Below are 16,282 nucleotides of genomic sequence, written 5' to 3' on the forward strand. Positions count from 1 at the left end.
ACTGAGCCCATGACCGTCCGGGAATACCAGAAGAAGCGCCGCCGCGACCGCATCTTCCAGGCGGCCATGGCCCTTTTCCGCGAGCGGGGCTTTCAGGAAACCACCGCCACCGACATCGCCAAGGCCGCCCACGTGTCCCGGGGTACCTTCTTTAACTACTTTCCCTACAAGGAGGCGGTGCTCCTGGACTACGGCAGCCTCCTCCTCTCCCGCCTCAAGGAAGAGGTGCGGCGCCAGCTGGCCCAGGGGGCCGACCCCATCGCGGTTCTCCGGTTTATCTTTAAGGAACTCTCCGCGTACACCCAGGCGGAGAAGGACCTCCTCTTGCCCCTGCTCTACGAGCTCCTAAACCCCGACCCCCTGCGGGCCAAGGCCGCCTTCCAGGCCCTCCCCCTGGGGGATCTCATCGCTGAGGTGCTGCGGCCCTTGAAGGAAAAGGGCGTGGTGCGCCAGGACATGTCCTTGGAGCGCATGGGCCGGACCCTGGCCGACCTCTACTTCCTCTCCGCGCTGCGCTGGGCGGCCTATACCCCCCACCGCGACCTCGAGGGGGAACTGGAAAAGTCCTTGAGCCTGGCCTTGGAGGGCATCTTGAGCCGCGAGGCCAAGCCCAAGAGGGCGCGGGCCTAATCCGCGGCCACCTGGAGGCGTTCTGCGATCTCCGGGATCTTGGCCAGGAAGACCCCGGTGGGGCTTCCCGAGAGGGCCACGGCCTCCGGGGTGCCCTCGGCCACGATCTCCCCGCCCCTATCCCCCCCTTCCGGGCCCAGGTCGATGACCCAGTCCGCGGTCTTCACCACGTCCAGGTTGTGCTCAATCACCACCACCGTGTTCCCCGCGTCCACCAGGCGGTGGAGCACGTCTAGGAGCTTGGCCACATCGTCAAAGTGGAGCCCGGTGGTGGGTTCGTCCAGGATGTAGAGGGTGCGGCCCGTGGCCTTGCGCCCGAGCTCGGTGGCGAGCTTGATCCGCTGGGCCTCGCCCCCGGAGAGGGTGGGGGAAGGCTGGCCCAGACGCATGTACCCCAGGCCCACGTCCACCATGAGCTGGAGCTTGCGGGCGATGGTGGGAACGTTCTGGAAAAAGTCCAGGGCTTCCTCGGCGGTCATGTCCAGGACGTCGGCGATACTCTTGCCCCTAAGCTTCACCTCCAGGGTCTCCTTGTTGTAGCGCTTGCCCTTGCACACCTCGCAGGGCACGTAGAGGTCGGGCAGGAAGAGCATTTCGATCTTCACCGTGCCGTCCCCGCCGCAAGCCTCGCACCGCCCCCCTTTGACGTTGAAGGAGAAGCGTCCGGGGCCATAGCCCCGCTTCCTGGCCTCCGGCGTCTTGGCGAAGAGGTCGCGGATCTCGTCGAATATCCCCGTGTAGGTGGCGGGGTTGGAGCGGGGGGTGCGCCCGATGGGGGACTGGTCGATCTCGATGACCTTGTCCAGGTGTTCCAGGCCCTCTATGGCCGCAAAGGCCCCCGGGGTGGCCTTGGCCCGCATGAGCTTCTGGGCCAAGGCGGCGTAGAGGACATCGTGGATCAGGGTGCTCTTTCCGCTTCCCGAGGGGCCGGTCACGGCCACAAACCGGCCCAGGGGAACCCGCAGGGTCACGTTCTTCAGGTTGTGCTCCCGGGCCCCCTTGAGCACCAGCCACTTGCCGTTCCCCTTGCGGCGTTCCTTGGGGACGGGGATCCTCTTGTCCCCCCTGAGGTAGGCGGCGGTGAGGCTTTTCTCGCTTTTGAGGATCTCCTCCAGGGGCCCTTGGGCCACCACCTCCCCTCCGTGGATCCCCGCCCCGGGCCCCATGTCCACGATCCAGTCCGCGGCCCGCATGGTCTCCTCATCGTGTTCCACCACGATGAGGGTGTTGCCCAGGGCCTGGAGGCGCTTGAGCGTGGCGATGAGGCGCTGGTTGTCCCGGGGGTGGAGGCCGATGGAGGGCTCGTCCAGCACGTAAAGGACCCCGGTGAGGCCCGAGCCCACCTGGGTGGCCAGGCGGATCCGCTGGGCCTCCCCCCCGGAGAGGGTGTTGGCCGCCCGGTCCAGGGTGAGGTAGTCCAGGCCTACCCCCACCAGGAAGCCCAGGCGCTCCACGATCTCCCGCAGGATGGGCCTGGCGATCTGGGCCTGGAAGGGGGAGAGGTGCTCCTCGAGGTTTCGGAAGAACTCCAGGGCTTCCCGCACCGGCAGGGCGGAGACCTCGGCGATGTTCTTCCCCGCCACCCGCACCGAGAGTACCTCCTTCTTGTAACGGGTGCCGCCGCAGACCGGGCAGGGTTTGAGGGACATGAAGCCTTCCAGGACCTCCTTCACCCCCTCCGACTCCGCCTCCTGGTAGCGCTTCTCCAGCCAGGGGATGACCCCCTCGTAGTGCACCTCCACCCGGAAGGTCTCCTTTCCCCCGCGGCGGAAGACCACCTCAAAGGGCTCGGGGAGGCCGTAGAGCACCGCCCGCTGGGCCGCTTCCGAAAGCTCCCTGAAGGGGGTCTTCAGGTCAAAGCCCAGGTGCTCCGCCAGGGCCCGGAGCCGGTCCCAGAGGTAGCTCCTTCCCGTGTCCCGCCCCCTGGCCCAGGGCAGGATGGCCCCCTCGGCCAGGGAGAGCTCGGGGTTCACGATGAGCTCCGGGTCAAACTCCTGCTTGTAGCCGAGGCCCGAGCAGGCGGGGCAGGCCCCGTAGGGGGCGTTGAAGGAGAAGATGCGGGGTTCCAGCTCCTCTAGGACAGAACCGTGCTCGGGGCAGGCGAACTTCTCGGAGAGGAGCTCCTCCTCCCCGCTGTCCGGGTAGAGGACCCGCATGAGCCCCTCCCCCCGGAGGAGAGCGAGCTCCACCGCCTCGGCGATGCGGGGGCGCTCCTCCTCCTTGAGCACCACCCGGTCTATGACCAGGTCGATGTCGTGCTTTTCGTACTTCTCCAGGTTGAGGCCTTGCGCTTCTTCCAGGAGGTAGATGACCCCGTCCACCCGCACCCGGGCGTACCCCTCCTTGAGGAGCTGCTGGAAGAGCTTCCTGTACTCCCCCTTTCTCCCCCGCACCAGGGGGGCCATGAGGATGGCCCGGGTACCCGGGGGGCGCCCGAGGAGGCGGTCGGTGATCTCGCTGGCGGACTGCTTCTCTATGGGGCGGCCGCACTCGGGGCAGTAGGCGGTGCCCACGCGGGCGAAGAGGAGGCGCAGGTAGTCGTGGATCTCCGTCACCGTGCCCACGGTGGAGCGGGGGTTGTGGCTCGTGGTCTTCTGGTCAATGGAGATGGCGGGAGAAAGCCCCTCAATGCTCTCCACCTCGGGCTTGTCCATCACCCCCAGAAACTGCCGGGCGTAGCTGGAGAGGCTTTCCACGTAGCGCCTTTGCCCCTCCGCGTAAAGGGTATCGAAGGCCAGGGTGCTCTTCCCCGAGCCCGAAACCCCGGTGATGACGATGAACTTCCCCCGGGGGAGCTCCAGGCTCACGTTCTTCAGGTTGTGCTCCCTCGCGCCCCGGATGACGATGCGGTCCATCCGTGGAAGTATACCACCCTCCCCGGGGAAGGGGTAGGGGGGCAGGGGGTTCATGCCCGGGCGGGTTATCATGGCCCCATGGCCTCCTGGATGCGTCGGGAAGCAGAGGAAGCCCCCAAGGTGGTGGAGCGCCTCCTCCGGGAGAACGAGTCCGAGGTGAAAGGCCTCGCCGCCTTCCTGCGCCGCCGCCCCCCCGCCTTGGTGCTCACCGCCGCCCGGGGAAGCTCGGACCACGCGGCCCTCTTCGCCAAGTACCTCCTCGAGGCCCGCCTCCTCTGGCCCACCCTCTCCCTGGCCCCTTCCGTCCTCACCCTGTACCGGGCCTACCCCCGCCCCCCCTTCCCCTCCCTCCTCCTGGCCTACAGCCAAAGCGGGGAAAGCCCCGACGTGGTGGAGGCGGTGGAGGCCTACCGCCGCCAAGGGGTCCTCACCGTGGCCCTGGTGAACCGGGAGGAAAGCCCCTTGAGCCGGGCGGCGGAGGTGGTCCTGCCCCTGCACGCGGGGGAGGAGCGGGCGGTGGCCGCCACCAAGAGCTTTCTCGCCATGCTGGCCGCCACCCTTCACCTCCTCGCCCACCTGGGGCAGGAGGCCGGGCTGCGGGAGGCCCTCCCTGCCCTCCCCGAGGCCCTGGCCCGGGCCGTGGAGGCCGGGGGGGAGCTGGGCTACCTGGAGGATGCGGAGAATCTCTTCGTCCTGGGCCGGGGCTTCACCTACCCCGTGGCCCTCGAGGCCGCCCTCAAGCTTAAGGAGGTGGCCGCCCTGCACGCGGAGGGCTTCTCCGCCGCGGAGTTCCTCCACGGGCCCCAGGCCCTCCTGGAGGAGGGCTTCCCCGTATTGGCCCTGGTGCAAGGGGACGAGGCCGCCGAGGGCTTCCTCAAGACCCTGGAGGGGCTTAAGGCCAAGGGGGCGCACCTCCTGGTGCTCTCGCCGGAACCCGAGGCCCTGGCCCTGGCCCACACCCCCCTCGCCGTCCCCGTGTCCCTGGGGCCGGAGCTTACCCCCCTGTTGCTGGTCCAGGCCTTCTACCCCATGGCCGAGGCCCTGGGCCGGGCCCGGGGGCTGGACCCGGACCGGCCCCGCCACCTGGCCAAGGTGACCCGGACCCGCTAAGGCCACCCCCTGTGGGAATGGGTGGCACCACCGGGGCCTCCATGCTGGCTTGGGCCAGCATGGGGTGGTATTAGAAGACCTTTTCCCCCAGGGGGACTTCCCTCTCCGGGGCAAGGAGCACCACCCGCCCGGCCGCGTCCTTGGCCCCCAGCACCAGGACCTCCGAGGGAAACCCGGCGATCCAGCGGGTGCCCAGGTTCACCGCGCACACCACCAGGCGGCCCTGGAGGTCTTCCGGGGTGTAGAGGTCCGTGATCTGGGCCGAGGAGGTCTTGACCCCCAGGGGGCCTAGGTCCAACCAGAGCTTGTAGCTGGGCTTCCGCGCCTTCTCGTGGGGCTCGGCCTTCAGGATGCGTCCCACGCGGAGGTCCAGGACCTGAAAGGCTTGCAGGGCGTCCATGCTCCCATTTTCCCAAAGAAGGGGCCAAGCCTCCCCGGGGAAAGGCTGGTGGGCCGTGCAGGACTTGAACCTGCAACCAACCGGTTATGAGCCGGCCGCTCTGACCGATTGAGCTAACGGCCCACGCTGAGAGTTCATTCTAGCACAAAGTGCCCCTGGGGCCAAACGTCCCCGGGCAGGGTGGTATATGCTCTATGGCGGAGGTGGAACATGACGGTGAACGAAAGCACCACCGACCGGGTGATCCGCTTTATCCTGGCCCTGGTCCTCCTCTACTTCGCCTTCCAGTCGGCCTCGCCCTGGAACTGGATCCTGGGCATCCTGGGGGTGGTCCTCCTCTTCACGGCCGTCACCGGCTTCTGCGCCCTTTACAAGGTCTTGGGCATCAGCACCAAGCGGTGAGCTGGCCCCTTGCCCCCGGGGACGCCCTGCGGGTGGAGTTCTGGAAGTTTCCCGGGGAGGTCCTCCATTACCATTGGGAGGCCCGGGTGGTGGAGGTGCGGCCCGAGGGGGTGCTTACCCTCCTTCCCCAGGGCGGGACCTTCCACCACGTGGGCAAGGGCAAGGCGGTGGTCCTCGACCACGACGCCTACGTGGCCTTCTTTCCCGGAGCCTGGTACTCCGGGGGGCCCGACGTGCGGGAGGGGCGCGTCCTGGAGTACTACTGGAACGTCCAGACCCCGGCGGAGTGGAGGGGGTGGGGTTTCCGCCAGTACGACCTGGAGCTGGACGTGCGCTGCCGCGCCGACCACACCTGCCAGGTCTTTGACCGGGAGGAGTTTGCGGCCAAGCGCCCCCTCTACCCCAAGGCCTGGGTGGCGGCGGCGGAGGGGGCGGTGGAGGCCATCCTCCGCCACATGCGGGAAGGCCGCTGGCCGGTCCTGCCCCCGGGGGAACCCCTGCCGTGGATGCAGCGGATCTAGGGAAAGGGAAGGGGGACCGGGATTGACCCTTCCCCAAGGGCCCCGGGGCCCCAGGCCTTAAGGGGCCTCAGGGTGCGGCCCTCCAGGTGCCAGCGCCCTGCCAAGGCCACCTGGTAGAAGAGGCCCTTGAAGAACCCGTGGAAGCTGTCCTCCCAGGTTTCCAGGTTCTGCGCCCTGAGGGGGTAGTTGTGCCAGGCGGGGCCCAGGTAGTAGAGCCAGGGGTCCTCGAGGGGGCGCGTGTCCTGGGCGGGTAGGCCCAGGAGGGCGTTGAAGTAGCCCCGGAGGCGGCTCGCGGTGAAGAGGAGGTTGAGGTAAGGGTCCTCCAGGGCCCTCCTGGCCTCCGCCTCCTTCTTGGGGAAGGGCCTGGCGGGATCCCAGGCGCCGAAGCGGCGCAGGCGATCCTGCTGCTTCAGGGCGTCCTCCCAGCTCATCTGGGCCAGGCCCAGGGTGCGGCTCAGGGGGGCCTGGCCCTGGAGCTCGGCCAGCCCCTTGGCCAGGCTGTCCGCGGCCTCCCGGACGCTCCGGGAGAGCCCCAGGGCCTTGTCCCCCCCGAACTGTTCGTTGTCCACGATGGCCGCCAGCACCCCGGGGGGGAGGCGGAGCGCCCCGGCGGCGGCCCGGATTTCCCGGGCGTGGGGCAGGACGTGGTGGGGGGCTACGGGGAGGCCCTCCAGGCGCACCACGCCCCCCCGGAGGGCCTGGCCGATGGCCTGGGCCCAGCGCCGGGCGGCGAGGAGGGCCCCCCGGGCCTCGGGGTAGGCGGCCCGCTTGCCGGAAAGCTGGTTTCTGAGCTCGAGGCGCAAGAGGCGGTCGTAGGCCCGGGCGGCCTCCGCCCCCAGGAGGCGGTGGAGGCTGGCCTTATTGGCCAGGTGCAGGGCCACCAGGGACTCCCGCTCCTCCCTGGGGTAGGGCAGGAGGTCCCGCAGGCTGGGGGAAGGGGGGGGCGTGGGGGGAAGGGGGAGGGCCAGGAAAAAAAGGCCCGCCAGCAGCAGGACGAGCCAGGGGCCCGGGGGCATGGGGGCCTTAGGGCTGGGTGTCTTCCGCGGGGGCGGGGGCTACCTCCACCGTGGCCTCCACCGGATAGCCCGCGTAGGTGCGGCGGCCTCCCGGGGTCCTTTCCAGCACCTCCCGCCACTCGGGGAGGTTCAGGAAGCGGTCCGCCTGGTTCCTGAGCTCCAGGTCCGCAAGCTCATGGAGCCCCAGGAGGTGGATCTCCTTGCCCAGGGAACGCAAGGCGCTAAAGGTGTAGGCCAGCTCCCCGGCGCCGCTGGCCACGATGGCCCGGTCCCAGCGGGGGCTCGTGGTGAGGAGATCCGTGGCCATCACGGCCTCAAACCGGGGTTCCCCCCGGACCAGGCGGCTCCGCACGGTGTAGCCCATGAAGACCAGGGCGTCGATGAAGCGCTGCTGGCGTTCGTCCTCCGGGTCGGTGATGGGAACGTAATAGAAGGCGTTGTAGAGCTGCTCCGGGGTGGCGAACTGGGTGAGGACCCGCCGGTGGTCCACGTTCCAACCCAGGCGCTTGGCCGCTTGGTACATGTACGAACCATCAATGAAGAGGGCAACCCGCATATGCCCCCATCTTAGGACAAGGCCGGGCCCCGGGCTACCCCGGGAAGTTCAGGCGGGGGCTTTCTCCTCCGCCTTCTCCGAGGAGTGGCCGGGGTTGACCTTGAGGGCGGGGTTGGCGTAGGCGGCGGCGTGGTTGGCGGCGATGGCCGCCTCCCCGAAGCCCAGGACGATGAGGGGGAGCTTCCCCGGGTAGCTCACGATGTCCCCGCAGGCGTAGACCCCGGGGATGCTGGTGGCCATGGTGGTGTCCACCTTGATCCGGTTCTTTTCCAGCTCCAACCCCCAGTTGGCCAGGGGTCCCAGCTTGGTGAGGTAGCCGGCCAGGATCAGCACCGCGTCCACTTCCAGCTCGGCCTCCTCCTGGGTTTGGTTGTGGAAGACCACCGCCTTTCGTACCAGGCCATCCCCCTCGATCCTTCGCACCTCGTAGGGGGTGAGGACCTTGAGCCGCCCCGCCTCGTGGGCCTGCATCAGCTCCCGCACGCTGGCCTCGTGGGCCCGGAACTGGGGGCGGCGGTGGATGAGGGTGATCTCCTGGGCGGTGCCCAAGAGGTTCAAGGCCCAGTCCACGGCGCTGTCCCCCCCGCCCACGATGAGGACCCGCTTGCCCTGGAACTCCGCCTTGCTCTTCACCGCGTAGTAGACGCCCTTGCCCTCGAACTCCTTCTCCCCAGGGGCCCCTAGGCGCCTGGGTTCAAAGGCCCCCACCCCGGCGGCGATGATCACCGCCTTGGCGGTGAAGGTGTTTCCCGAGGAGGTGGTCACCTTGAACACCTCCCCCTCCTTCTCCAGGGTTTCCGCCCGCTCCCCCAGGTTGTACACCGGGTTAAAGGGGGCCACCTGCTCCACCAGGCCCCGCACCAGGTCCTTGGCGTAGACCTTGGGGAAGCCCGCCACGTCGTAAATGTACTTTTCCGGATATAGGGCCGATAGCTGCCCCCCGGGTTCGGGCAGGGGGTCTATGAAGCGGAAGGAGAGGCCCCGCATGCCCACATAGAACCCCGCGAAAAGACCCGCTGGCCCTGCGCCGATGATGATCACGTCCGTGTGCTCCATGAGCCCACCTCTCCCGGCATTCTACGCGCTCGCGCCTGTCCTCGAGGCGGTCTTTGGCAAAGGGACGAAGGCCCCGGGGCTAGTCCACGGCCAGCACCACCTTGCCGAACACGCGGCGCTCCTCCAGGAGGCGGTGCCCTTCGGCCGCCTCTTCCAGGGGGAGCACCTGTCCCACCACGGGCTTGAGCTTCCCCGCCTCCACGAAGCGCAAGATGGGGAAAAGGCGGCTTTTGGAGGCCATGGTGGAACCCAGGATAGAGAGTTGGCGGTAGAAGACGTGGGCGAAAGGCAGGGTGCCCTCGTACCCCGAGGAAGCTCCGGCGATGGCGATTTTTCCCCCGTTGGCCGTGGCCCGGATCACCCCCTCGAAGTAGAGGGCCCCGGTGTGGTCCACCACCTTGTCTGCGCCCTTGCCCCCTGTGAGGCGGCGCACTTCCTTGGGCCAGTCCGGGTGGGTGTAGTTCACCGTCTCGTCGGCCCCGAGGGCCTTTGCCCGGCGGAGCTTGTCCTCCGAGCCCGCCGTGGCGATGACCCTTGCCCCGAAGAGCTTGGCGATCTGGATGGCGGCCACGCTCACCCCGCTTCCAGCGGCCATCACCAGCACGTCGTCCCCCGGGCGCACCCCTAGCTTGTCCACCACCATCTGCCAGGCGGTGAGGAAGGTGAGGGGGATGGCGGCGGCCTCCTCAAAGGAGAGGTTCTTGGGCTTGGGGGCCAGGTTGGCCTCGGGCAGGACCACATACTCGGCGTAGGTGCCGTGCCGGTGCTCCCCCAGGATCTGGTAGCGGGGGCAGAGGTTGTCCTCCCCGGCCAGGCAGCGCTCGCAGTGGCCGCAGGAGAGCCCCGGATTCACCACCACCTCGTCCCCGGGGGCAAAGGCGGTGACCCCCGGGCCCACCGCCTCCACCACCCCGCTGGCATCGGCCCCCAGCACGTGGGGCAGGGGTAGCTTGGGGCTGGCCACGCCCTTGCGCACCCAGATGTCCAGGTGGTTCAGGGCGGCGGCCTTGACCCGGAGGCGCACCTCCTTGGGGCCGGGTTCTGGGGTGGGAACCTCGGCGATCCTCAGGACCTCTGGACCTCCCCTGGCTTCCATCACCACCGCTCTCATGCCGCCTCCTTATGGAGGGGATTTTTTCACGGCGGGGGCCTGGGGTCAAGCGCCAAGGGGGGGCACCCTTGACAAGGTCCAGAATGAGGGGGTACCCTGACCGCCGTAAGGCAGAAGAGGAGGCGACCCTTATGAGAAAAGCGTGGCTCGTTTTGGTTGGCGTTTTAGCCCTGGCCGGGGCGGCCAGCGCCCAGACCTTCGTCTGGCCGCAGAAGTGGACGGTGGCCAAGCCTTCCGAGGCAAAGCGGGGAGGGACGCTCAGGGCGGCGGTGATCTCGGACTACCGCACCTTCAACCCCTTCCTCACCGCGGAGGCGGGCAACATCCCCGCTACCATCTCCCCCTACGGCCTCGTCCGCCGCGACCCCACCACGGGGGACTGGATCCCCTACATGGCGGAGTCCTTCACCGTTAGCCCCAACAAGCTGGAGATCACCTTCAAGATCCGCCGGGGCATGAAGTGGTCCGACGGCAGGCCCATCACCGCGGACGACTGGATCACCACCTGGCGGATCCACACGGACAAGGCGGTGGGCTCCAACAGCTACGACTCCTTCTTCATCGACGGCAAGCCCATCACCCTGCGCAAGATAGACGACTACACCATCCGGTTCATCTACCCCAAGACCGACGCCGAGGCCTTCGCCGTCGCCAGCTTCACCCCCTGGCCCGCCCACGTCTTCGGCCCCGTCTACCAGAAGGAGGGGGCGGAGGGCATCAAGAAGATGTGGACCCTGAGCGAGAAGCCGGAGAACGTGGTTTCGGCGGGCCCTTGGCTCATCGAGAGTTACCGGCCCGGCGAGCGAGTGGTCCTGAAGCGGAACCCGGCCTTCGGGGAGTGGAACAAGGACGAGGCGGGGAACCCCCTCCCCTACCTGGACCGCTACGAGATCAAGATCGTCAAGGACACCAACGCCCAGCTGGCCGAGTTCCTGGCGGGGAACATCGACCTCATGGCCCCCTCCACCGTGGACCACATCTCCCAGATCCGCCAGGCCATCCAGCAGGGCCGCCTGGACGCCACCATCAAGGTGAACGCCTCGCCGGTGGCCAGCAGCCAGTTCATGGTCTTCAACTGGAACAAGGCCTCCGACCCCTTCAAGCAAGGCCTCTTCCGCTCCGATAAGTTCCGCCGGGCCATGAGCCACATCGTGAACCGCCAGGCGGTGATCGACATCGTCTACGGGGGCCTGGGCACGCCCATGTACTCCAGCGTCTACCCCGTGCTCACCCAGTGGGTGAACCCCAAGGTGCCCAAGTACGAGTACAACCCCCAGCAGGCGGCGAAGCTCCTGGCGGAGATGGGGTTCACCAAGAAGGACAAGGACGGCTACCTGGTGGACTCCCGGGGCCGTCGCTTGGAGTTCAACCTGGCCACCAACGCGGGCAACGCCCAGCGGGAGCAGATCGCCAAGCTCATCGTGGATGAGGCCAAGAAGGTGGGGGTGAAGGTCAACTTCCAGGCCATTGACTTCAACACCCTGGTGGGGCAGCTCCTCTCCTCCGGCCCCGACCGGCCCTTTGACGCCATCATCATCGGGCTTTCGGGGGGCGGCCTGGACTGGCCCTTCGGTTCCAACGTGGTGCCCTGCAAGGGGAACCTGCACATGTGGAACAAGTCCGGCCAGTGCCTGGACCCCCGGGAGACCCAGCTGGACGCCCTCTACTCCCGCGGCCGCACGGAGCTGGACTTCAAGAAGCGGGTGGAGATCGGCTACCGCATGCAGGAGATCGAGGCGGAGCTCCTTCCCGTCGTCTACATCGCCGGGCCCAACTACCACCCCGCCTGGAACAACCGCCTGGGGGGCGAGCACCCCGAGGCCATCATCTCCAGCATTTGGGGCCAGCGGGAGCTGGAGCTGACCTTCATCAAGAAGTAAGTAGGCTTTGGGGGTTCCCGGGGCCCAAGGCCCCGGGGCCTCTTTGGGGAGCCATGACCGCCTATATCCTCAAGCGCATCCTTTACCTCATCCCCACCTTTTTCGGGGCTACCTTCCTGGCCTTCCTCATCATCCAGATGGCCCCCGGGGACTACCTGACCCAGCTGGAGCTGGACCCCAAGGTGACCCCGGAGACCATCGCCCGGCTCCGGTCCCAGTTCGGCCTAGACCGGCCCGTGTACGAGCAGTACCTCCTTTGGATGAACAACCTCTTCCACCTCAACCTCGGCTACTCCTTCGCCTACCAGGCCCCGGTCCTCGAGGTCATCTGGCCCCGGGTGGTGAACTCCATGGTCATCGTGATCCCCTCCACCCTCCTCCTGTACCTGGTGGCCATCCCCATCGGGGTCTACGGGGCGGTGAGGCAGTACTCCTTGGGGGACCGCCTCCTCTCCCTTCTGGCCTACGTGGGCCTTTCCGTGCCCAGCTTCTTCCTGGCCCTCATCGCCATCTACGTGCTCCTGCAGATCAAGTTTCGCACCGGCACCCTGGTCTTCCCCGTGTCGGGCATGACCTCCAGCGGCTTTGAGCAGATGCCGCCTTTGCGCCAGCTCGCGGACATCGCCTGGCACGCGGTGGTGCCCGTCTTGGTGGCCACGGCCAACGACATCGCCGGGCTCTCCCGCCTCATGCGGGGGCAGATGCTGGAGGTCCTCTCCCAAGACTACATCCGCACCGCACGGGCCAAGGGGCTTTCCGAAAGGGTGGTGCTCTACAAGCACGCCTTCCGCAACGCGGTGATTCCCTTCGTGGCCACCTTGGGCGGCCTCCTTCCCAGCCTCATCTCCGGGGCGGGGTTCGTGGAGGTGGTCATGGCCTGGCCGGGCATCACCCCCTTTTTCCTGGACGCCATCGCCAACCAGGACCTCTACGTGATAGCGGGCTTTCTTACCGTGAGCCTGGTGCTCCTCATGATCGGCAACCTGATTTCTGACCTGCTTCTGGCCTGGGTGGACCCCAGGATCCGCTACGAGTAGGGGGGAGTCTGTGGCACGAGCGACCTCTTTGCGCACCAACCTGGTTTTGCAGCGCTTCCGCAAGCACCGCCTGGCGGTCTGGGGCGGGCGCATCCTGCTGGTGCTCTACCTGATGGCGGCCTTCGCGGGCTTTTTCAGCCCCTATGACCCCAACTACTACGAGCTTTATCCCCCGAAGGGGTATCACCCCCCCACCCCCATTCGCGTGGTGGACCCGGAGACGGGGAAGCTCACCCGGCCCTTTGTCTACGCCACCCGGCGGAGCATAGACCCCGTTTCCCTCCAGCCCCGCTATGAGGAGGACCCGAGCCAGGGCAAGTTTTACATCCGCTTCTTCGTGCGGACCCCCGAGCAGCCGTACACCCTCTTCAAGGTCTTCCGCTCGGATTTGCGCCTCTTTGGGGTGGATCCCCCGGGGCGTATCTTCCTCTTGGGCACCGATAACTTTGGCCGGGACCTCTTCAGCCGGATCGTGTACGGGGGCCAGGTGTCCTTGACCATCGGTATCCTCTCCGCCCTGGTTTCCTTTGTCCTGGGGCTTCTTCTGGGGGGCATCGCCGGCTACTTTTCCGGCCGCCCCTTCCGCCTCTCCCTTCCGCCCTCGGCCTGGAGGGGGTTAGGGGCCCTCTTCGGTCCCCTGAGCCTTCTCGCCTGGCTCGGGATTGGGGCGGGGACGGTCTACTTGGCCGTGGCGTTTGCCCGCCTGAGCCCGGGCCAAGATGTCTTCTCCTACCTGGTGGACGGGGTGGTGATCCTCCTGGGCGGGGGGGCGGTGGGGCTTATTCTCCGCCGGGTGTTCCGGGAGCCCATCCGACTGGACCCCGATGACCTCATCATGCGCACCGTGGAAATCATCGCGGCCATCCCCTCCCTTTTCCTCCTCATCTCCTTGCGGGCCGTCTTCCCCACCCGCATAGACCCCCTCCTCACCTTCTACCTGGTGGTGGGCCTTTTGGGTTTTATCGGCTGGGGCGGGCTGGCCCGGGTGGTGCGGGGCATCGTGCTCTCCGTGCGGGAGATGGACTACGTGCAGGCGGCCAGGGCCTTGGGGGCCTCGGACGGCCGCATCATCGCCCGGCACGTGCTCCCCGCCACGGCCAGCTACGTGATCGTGAGCCTTTCCCTTACCATCCCGGGCTTTATTCTGGGGGAGAGCGGCCTTTCCTTCTTGGGCCTTGGGGTGACGGAACCTTACACCAGCTGGGGGCTCCTCCTGCAGGCGGCCCAACAGGGGGGGTTTGCCTCCTTCACGGACAGGCCTTGGGTGCTCTGGCCTGGGTTTTTCATCTTCCTCTCCGTGCTGTCCTGGAACTTTCTGGGGGATGGCCTGCGGGATGCTCTGGATCCTCGGCGGAGGCAGTAGCCCCTTCTCTTTTAACCGGGTATGGCGTATAACGGGTGAGGTGTTTAGAGGGCAGTGCCCGAAGGAGTGCGCATGGACGAAAAGCGGCTGCTGGAGGTGAGGGACCTCAAGGTCCACTTCTTCACCGACGACGGGGTGGTGAAGGCGGTGGACGGGGTGTCCTTCCACGTGGACAAGGGGGAGACCCTGGCGGTGGTGGGGGAGTCGGGCTCTGGGAAGAGCGTGACGGCGCTTTCCATCATGCGGCTGATTCCCACTCCTCCGGGGCGGATCGTTGGGGGAGAGATTGTTTTTCGGGGCAAGGACGGGCAGGTGCGGGACCTCACCAAGCTCTCCGAGGCGGAGATGCGGCGGATCCGGGGGAACGACATCGCCATGATTTTCCAGGAGCCCATGACTTCTCTGAACCCGGTGTACACGGTGGGGGACCAGATTGCCGAGGCCATCATGCTGCACCAGGGGAAAAGCCGGAAGGAGGCCATGGAGCTGGCGGCCCACATGCTGGACCTGGTGGGGATTCCGGAGCCCAAGAAGCGGCTTAGCAACTATCCTCACCAGATGTCGGGGGGGATGCGGCAGCGGGTGATGATTGCCATGGCGCTTTCCTGCAATCCCTCGCTTCTCATTGCGGACGAGCCCACCACCGCCTTGGACGTGACCATACAGGCGCAGATTCTGGAGCTGATGAAGAAGCTTCAGGAGGAGATTGGGATGAGCATTCTCTTCATCACCCACAACCTGGGGGTGGTGGCGGAGATGGCGGACCGGGTGGTGGTGATGTACGCGGGCCGGGCGGTGGAGGAGGCGGACGTGGTGCCCCTCTTCAAGGAGCCCCTCCACCCCTACACCCGGGGTCTTTTGCACTCGGTGCCCCGGTTGGACCTGGCGGCGGAGCATAGGGAGCGGTTGGAGGCCATACCGGGGAACGTTCCCAACCCGCTTTACCTGCCTCCTGGGTGCGCCTTCCACCCGCGGTGCAAGCACTATGTGGAGGGGCTTTGCGACCGGGAGGTCCCCCCGCTGGAGGACACCGGGGACGGGCGGCAGGTGCGGTGCGTACGCTGGCGGGAGATCCGGGAGGTTCGGGCATGAACGGGAACCACACCCTCCTGGAGATCAAGGACCTAAAGAAGCACTTTCCCATCCGGGGCGGGGTGCTTTCCCGGGTGGTGGCGAGCGTCAAGGCGGTGGACGGGGTGTCCTTCGCCATAAGGAGGGGGGAGGTTTTGGGCCTGGTGGGGGAGTCGGGGAGCGGTAAGACCACGGTGGGCCGCACCCTGTTGCGCCTGATTGAGCCCACTGGGGGGCGGATTCTCTTTGAGGGGCAGGACATCACCGAGCTGCCGAGGGACAAGCTCAGGCCCTACCGCCGCCGCATGCAGATCATCTTCCAGGACCCTTTCAGTTCCCTGAACCCCCGCATGACCGTGGGGGACATAATCGCGGAGCCCCTCATCATCCACGGGATTGGCAAGACGCCCCAGGAGCGCACGGAGCGGGTGGCGGAGCTTTTGAAGCTTGTGGGGCTTTCGCCGGACCACATGCGCCGCTACCCCCACGAGTTCTCCGGGGGGCAGCGGCAGCGGATTGGGATTGCCCGGGCGCTGGCGGTGGCTCCGGACTTCATCGTGGCGGACGAGCCGGTTTCCGCCCTGGACGTGTCCATCCAGGCCCAGGTGGTGAACCTTCTCCAGGACCTGAAGGAGGAGCTGGGGCTCACCCTGCTCTTCATCGCCCACGATCTGGCGGTGGTGGAGTACATCTCCGACCGGGTGGCGGTGATGTACCTGGGGAAGGTGATGGAGATCGCCTCTTCGCGGGAGCTTTACCGCAACCCCAAGCACCCGTACACGGAGGCGCTCCTGTCCGCGGTGCCCATTCCCGACCCCACGGTGAAGCGGGAGAGGATCGTGCTCCAGGGGGACATCCCCTCGCCCATCAACCCGCCCTCGGGCTGCGTTTTCCGCACCCGGTGCCGCTATGCCCTCCCCGAGTGCGCCCACACCGTGCCCGAGCTCAAGGAGGTGGCCCCGGGGCACTACAAGGCCTGCATCCGGGACGATATCCTCTAACACCACCCCGGGCTGGCGCAAGCCAGCCTGGGGCCCCGCAGACTTGACCGCTATACTGCATAGAGCCCCAGGAAGCGGAGGGCGGAGAGGGGGTTGAAGGAGAAAGCCTCCAAGGCCGCCTTCTTCCCCTTAACCCCCTCCCGGTTTAGCCGCGAGACCAAAAACCCCCGCAGCACCGCCAGGACCCACGCCCCTCTCCCCCGCACTTGGCAAGCGTCCTCGCGAAAGAGAACGTCCCGCACCCAAAAGGACCGGTTCTCCACTTCCCAACGG

The 16,282-nt window shown here is 67.2% G+C and carries 15 protein-coding genes, 1 tRNA gene and 1 pseudogene; 9 read left to right on the forward strand and 8 right to left on the reverse strand.

Features of this window, described 5'->3' with window-relative positions; all coding sequences use genetic code 11:
* Positions 1 to 9: 9 nt before the first annotated feature.
* On the forward strand, positions 10 to 630 hold the full coding sequence (locus tag ACYQ0J_RS12995; RefSeq protein ID WP_460172532.1) for a TetR/AcrR family transcriptional regulator: 621 nt from the start codon (positions 10 to 12) through the stop codon (positions 628 to 630).
* On the opposite strand, the gene uvrA is transcribed toward ACYQ0J_RS12995, so the two are convergent.
* Entirely contained in the window at positions 627 to 3,485 is a 2,859-nt protein-coding gene (gene uvrA / locus ACYQ0J_RS13000) for an excinuclease ABC subunit UvrA (RefSeq protein WP_460172533.1), read from the reverse strand. The two genes, ACYQ0J_RS12995 and uvrA, sit on opposite strands and share 4 nt — an antisense overlap.
* 78 nt (positions 3,486 to 3,563) lie before the next feature.
* On the opposite strand from uvrA, the gene ACYQ0J_RS13005 reads away from it, so the two are divergent.
* Entirely contained in the window at positions 3,564 to 4,595 is a 1,032-nt protein-coding gene (locus ACYQ0J_RS13005; RefSeq protein ID WP_460172534.1) for an SIS domain-containing protein, read from the forward strand.
* Positions 4,596 to 4,665: 70 nt separating this feature from the next.
* Here ACYQ0J_RS13005 and ACYQ0J_RS13010 read toward each other — a convergent pair whose 3' ends face one another.
* Positions 4,666 to 4,995, reverse strand: a complete 330-nt coding sequence (locus tag ACYQ0J_RS13010) for a tRNA-binding protein (RefSeq protein WP_460172535.1) — start codon at positions 4,993 to 4,995, stop codon at positions 4,666 to 4,668.
* A 46-nt stretch (positions 4,996 to 5,041) separates the two neighbouring features.
* Positions 5,042 to 5,118, reverse strand: a tRNA-Ile gene (locus tag ACYQ0J_RS13015).
* Between the two features lie 87 nt (positions 5,119 to 5,205).
* On the opposite strand from ACYQ0J_RS13015, the gene ACYQ0J_RS13020 reads away from it, so the two are divergent.
* On the forward strand, positions 5,206 to 5,397 hold the full coding sequence (locus tag ACYQ0J_RS13020) for a YgaP family membrane protein (RefSeq protein WP_460172536.1): 192 nt from the start codon (positions 5,206 to 5,208) through the stop codon (positions 5,395 to 5,397).
* Positions 5,394 to 5,918, forward strand: coding sequence for a DUF402 domain-containing protein (locus tag ACYQ0J_RS13025; protein WP_460172537.1), 525 nt, complete (start codon positions 5,394 to 5,396; stop codon positions 5,916 to 5,918). Before ACYQ0J_RS13020 ends, ACYQ0J_RS13025 begins: the two co-directional genes overlap by 4 nt.
* Here ACYQ0J_RS13025 and ACYQ0J_RS13030 read toward each other — a convergent pair.
* From ACYQ0J_RS13030 to ACYQ0J_RS13045, 4 genes are all read right to left on the reverse strand, one after another.
* Positions 5,915 to 6,934 (reverse strand): hypothetical protein, encoded by a 1,020-nt coding sequence (locus tag ACYQ0J_RS13030; RefSeq protein ID WP_460172538.1) that lies wholly within the window; start codon positions 6,932 to 6,934, stop codon positions 5,915 to 5,917. The two genes, ACYQ0J_RS13025 and ACYQ0J_RS13030, sit on opposite strands and share 4 nt — an antisense overlap.
* A gap of 7 nt (positions 6,935 to 6,941) precedes the next feature.
* Positions 6,942 to 7,490: a LabA-like NYN domain-containing protein gene (locus ACYQ0J_RS13035; protein ID WP_460172539.1), complete on the reverse strand. Its 549-nt coding sequence runs from the start codon at positions 7,488 to 7,490 to the stop codon at positions 6,942 to 6,944.
* A gap of 48 nt (positions 7,491 to 7,538) precedes the next feature.
* Positions 7,539 to 8,546, reverse strand: a complete 1,008-nt coding sequence (locus ACYQ0J_RS13040; protein ID WP_460172540.1) for an NAD(P)/FAD-dependent oxidoreductase — start codon at positions 8,544 to 8,546, stop codon at positions 7,539 to 7,541.
* Positions 8,547 to 8,625: 79 nt separating this feature from the next.
* The gene (locus tag ACYQ0J_RS13045) at positions 8,626 to 9,657 is read right to left on the reverse strand and encodes a zinc-binding dehydrogenase (RefSeq protein ID WP_460172541.1); all 1,032 of its coding nucleotides are present in this window, start codon (positions 9,655 to 9,657) and stop codon (positions 8,626 to 8,628) included.
* 131 nt (positions 9,658 to 9,788) lie between these two features.
* On the opposite strand from ACYQ0J_RS13045, the gene ACYQ0J_RS13050 reads away from it, so the two are divergent.
* The 5 genes from ACYQ0J_RS13050 (at position 9,789) to ACYQ0J_RS13070 (ending at position 16,009) form a co-directional block, all read left to right on the forward strand.
* Positions 9,789 to 11,537, forward strand: a complete 1,749-nt coding sequence (locus ACYQ0J_RS13050) for an ABC transporter substrate-binding protein (RefSeq protein ID WP_460172542.1) — start codon at positions 9,789 to 9,791, stop codon at positions 11,535 to 11,537.
* A 53-nt stretch (positions 11,538 to 11,590) separates the two neighbouring features.
* Complete coding sequence (locus ACYQ0J_RS13055; RefSeq protein ID WP_460172543.1) at positions 11,591 to 12,574, forward strand: ABC transporter permease; 984 nt, start codon at positions 11,591 to 11,593, stop codon at positions 12,572 to 12,574.
* Between the two features lie 10 nt (positions 12,575 to 12,584).
* The gene (locus tag ACYQ0J_RS13060) at positions 12,585 to 13,937 is read left to right on the forward strand and encodes an ABC transporter permease (protein ID WP_460172544.1); all 1,353 of its coding nucleotides are present in this window, start codon (positions 12,585 to 12,587) and stop codon (positions 13,935 to 13,937) included.
* 72 nt (positions 13,938 to 14,009) lie between these two features.
* The gene (locus tag ACYQ0J_RS13065) at positions 14,010 to 15,029 is read left to right on the forward strand and encodes an ABC transporter ATP-binding protein (protein WP_460172545.1); all 1,020 of its coding nucleotides are present in this window, start codon (positions 14,010 to 14,012) and stop codon (positions 15,027 to 15,029) included.
* Positions 15,026 to 16,009 (forward strand): ABC transporter ATP-binding protein, encoded by a 984-nt coding sequence (locus ACYQ0J_RS13070; protein ID WP_460172546.1) that lies wholly within the window; start codon positions 15,026 to 15,028, stop codon positions 16,007 to 16,009. Before ACYQ0J_RS13065 ends, ACYQ0J_RS13070 begins: the two co-directional genes overlap by 4 nt.
* A 50-nt stretch (positions 16,010 to 16,059) precedes the next feature.
* On the opposite strand, the pseudogene ACYQ0J_RS13075 reads toward ACYQ0J_RS13070, so the two are convergent.
* Positions 16,060 to 16,282: pseudogene (locus ACYQ0J_RS13075) on the reverse strand (transposase); the annotation flags it as partial.

This window comes from Thermus sp. FJN-A, from assembly GCF_054655095.1.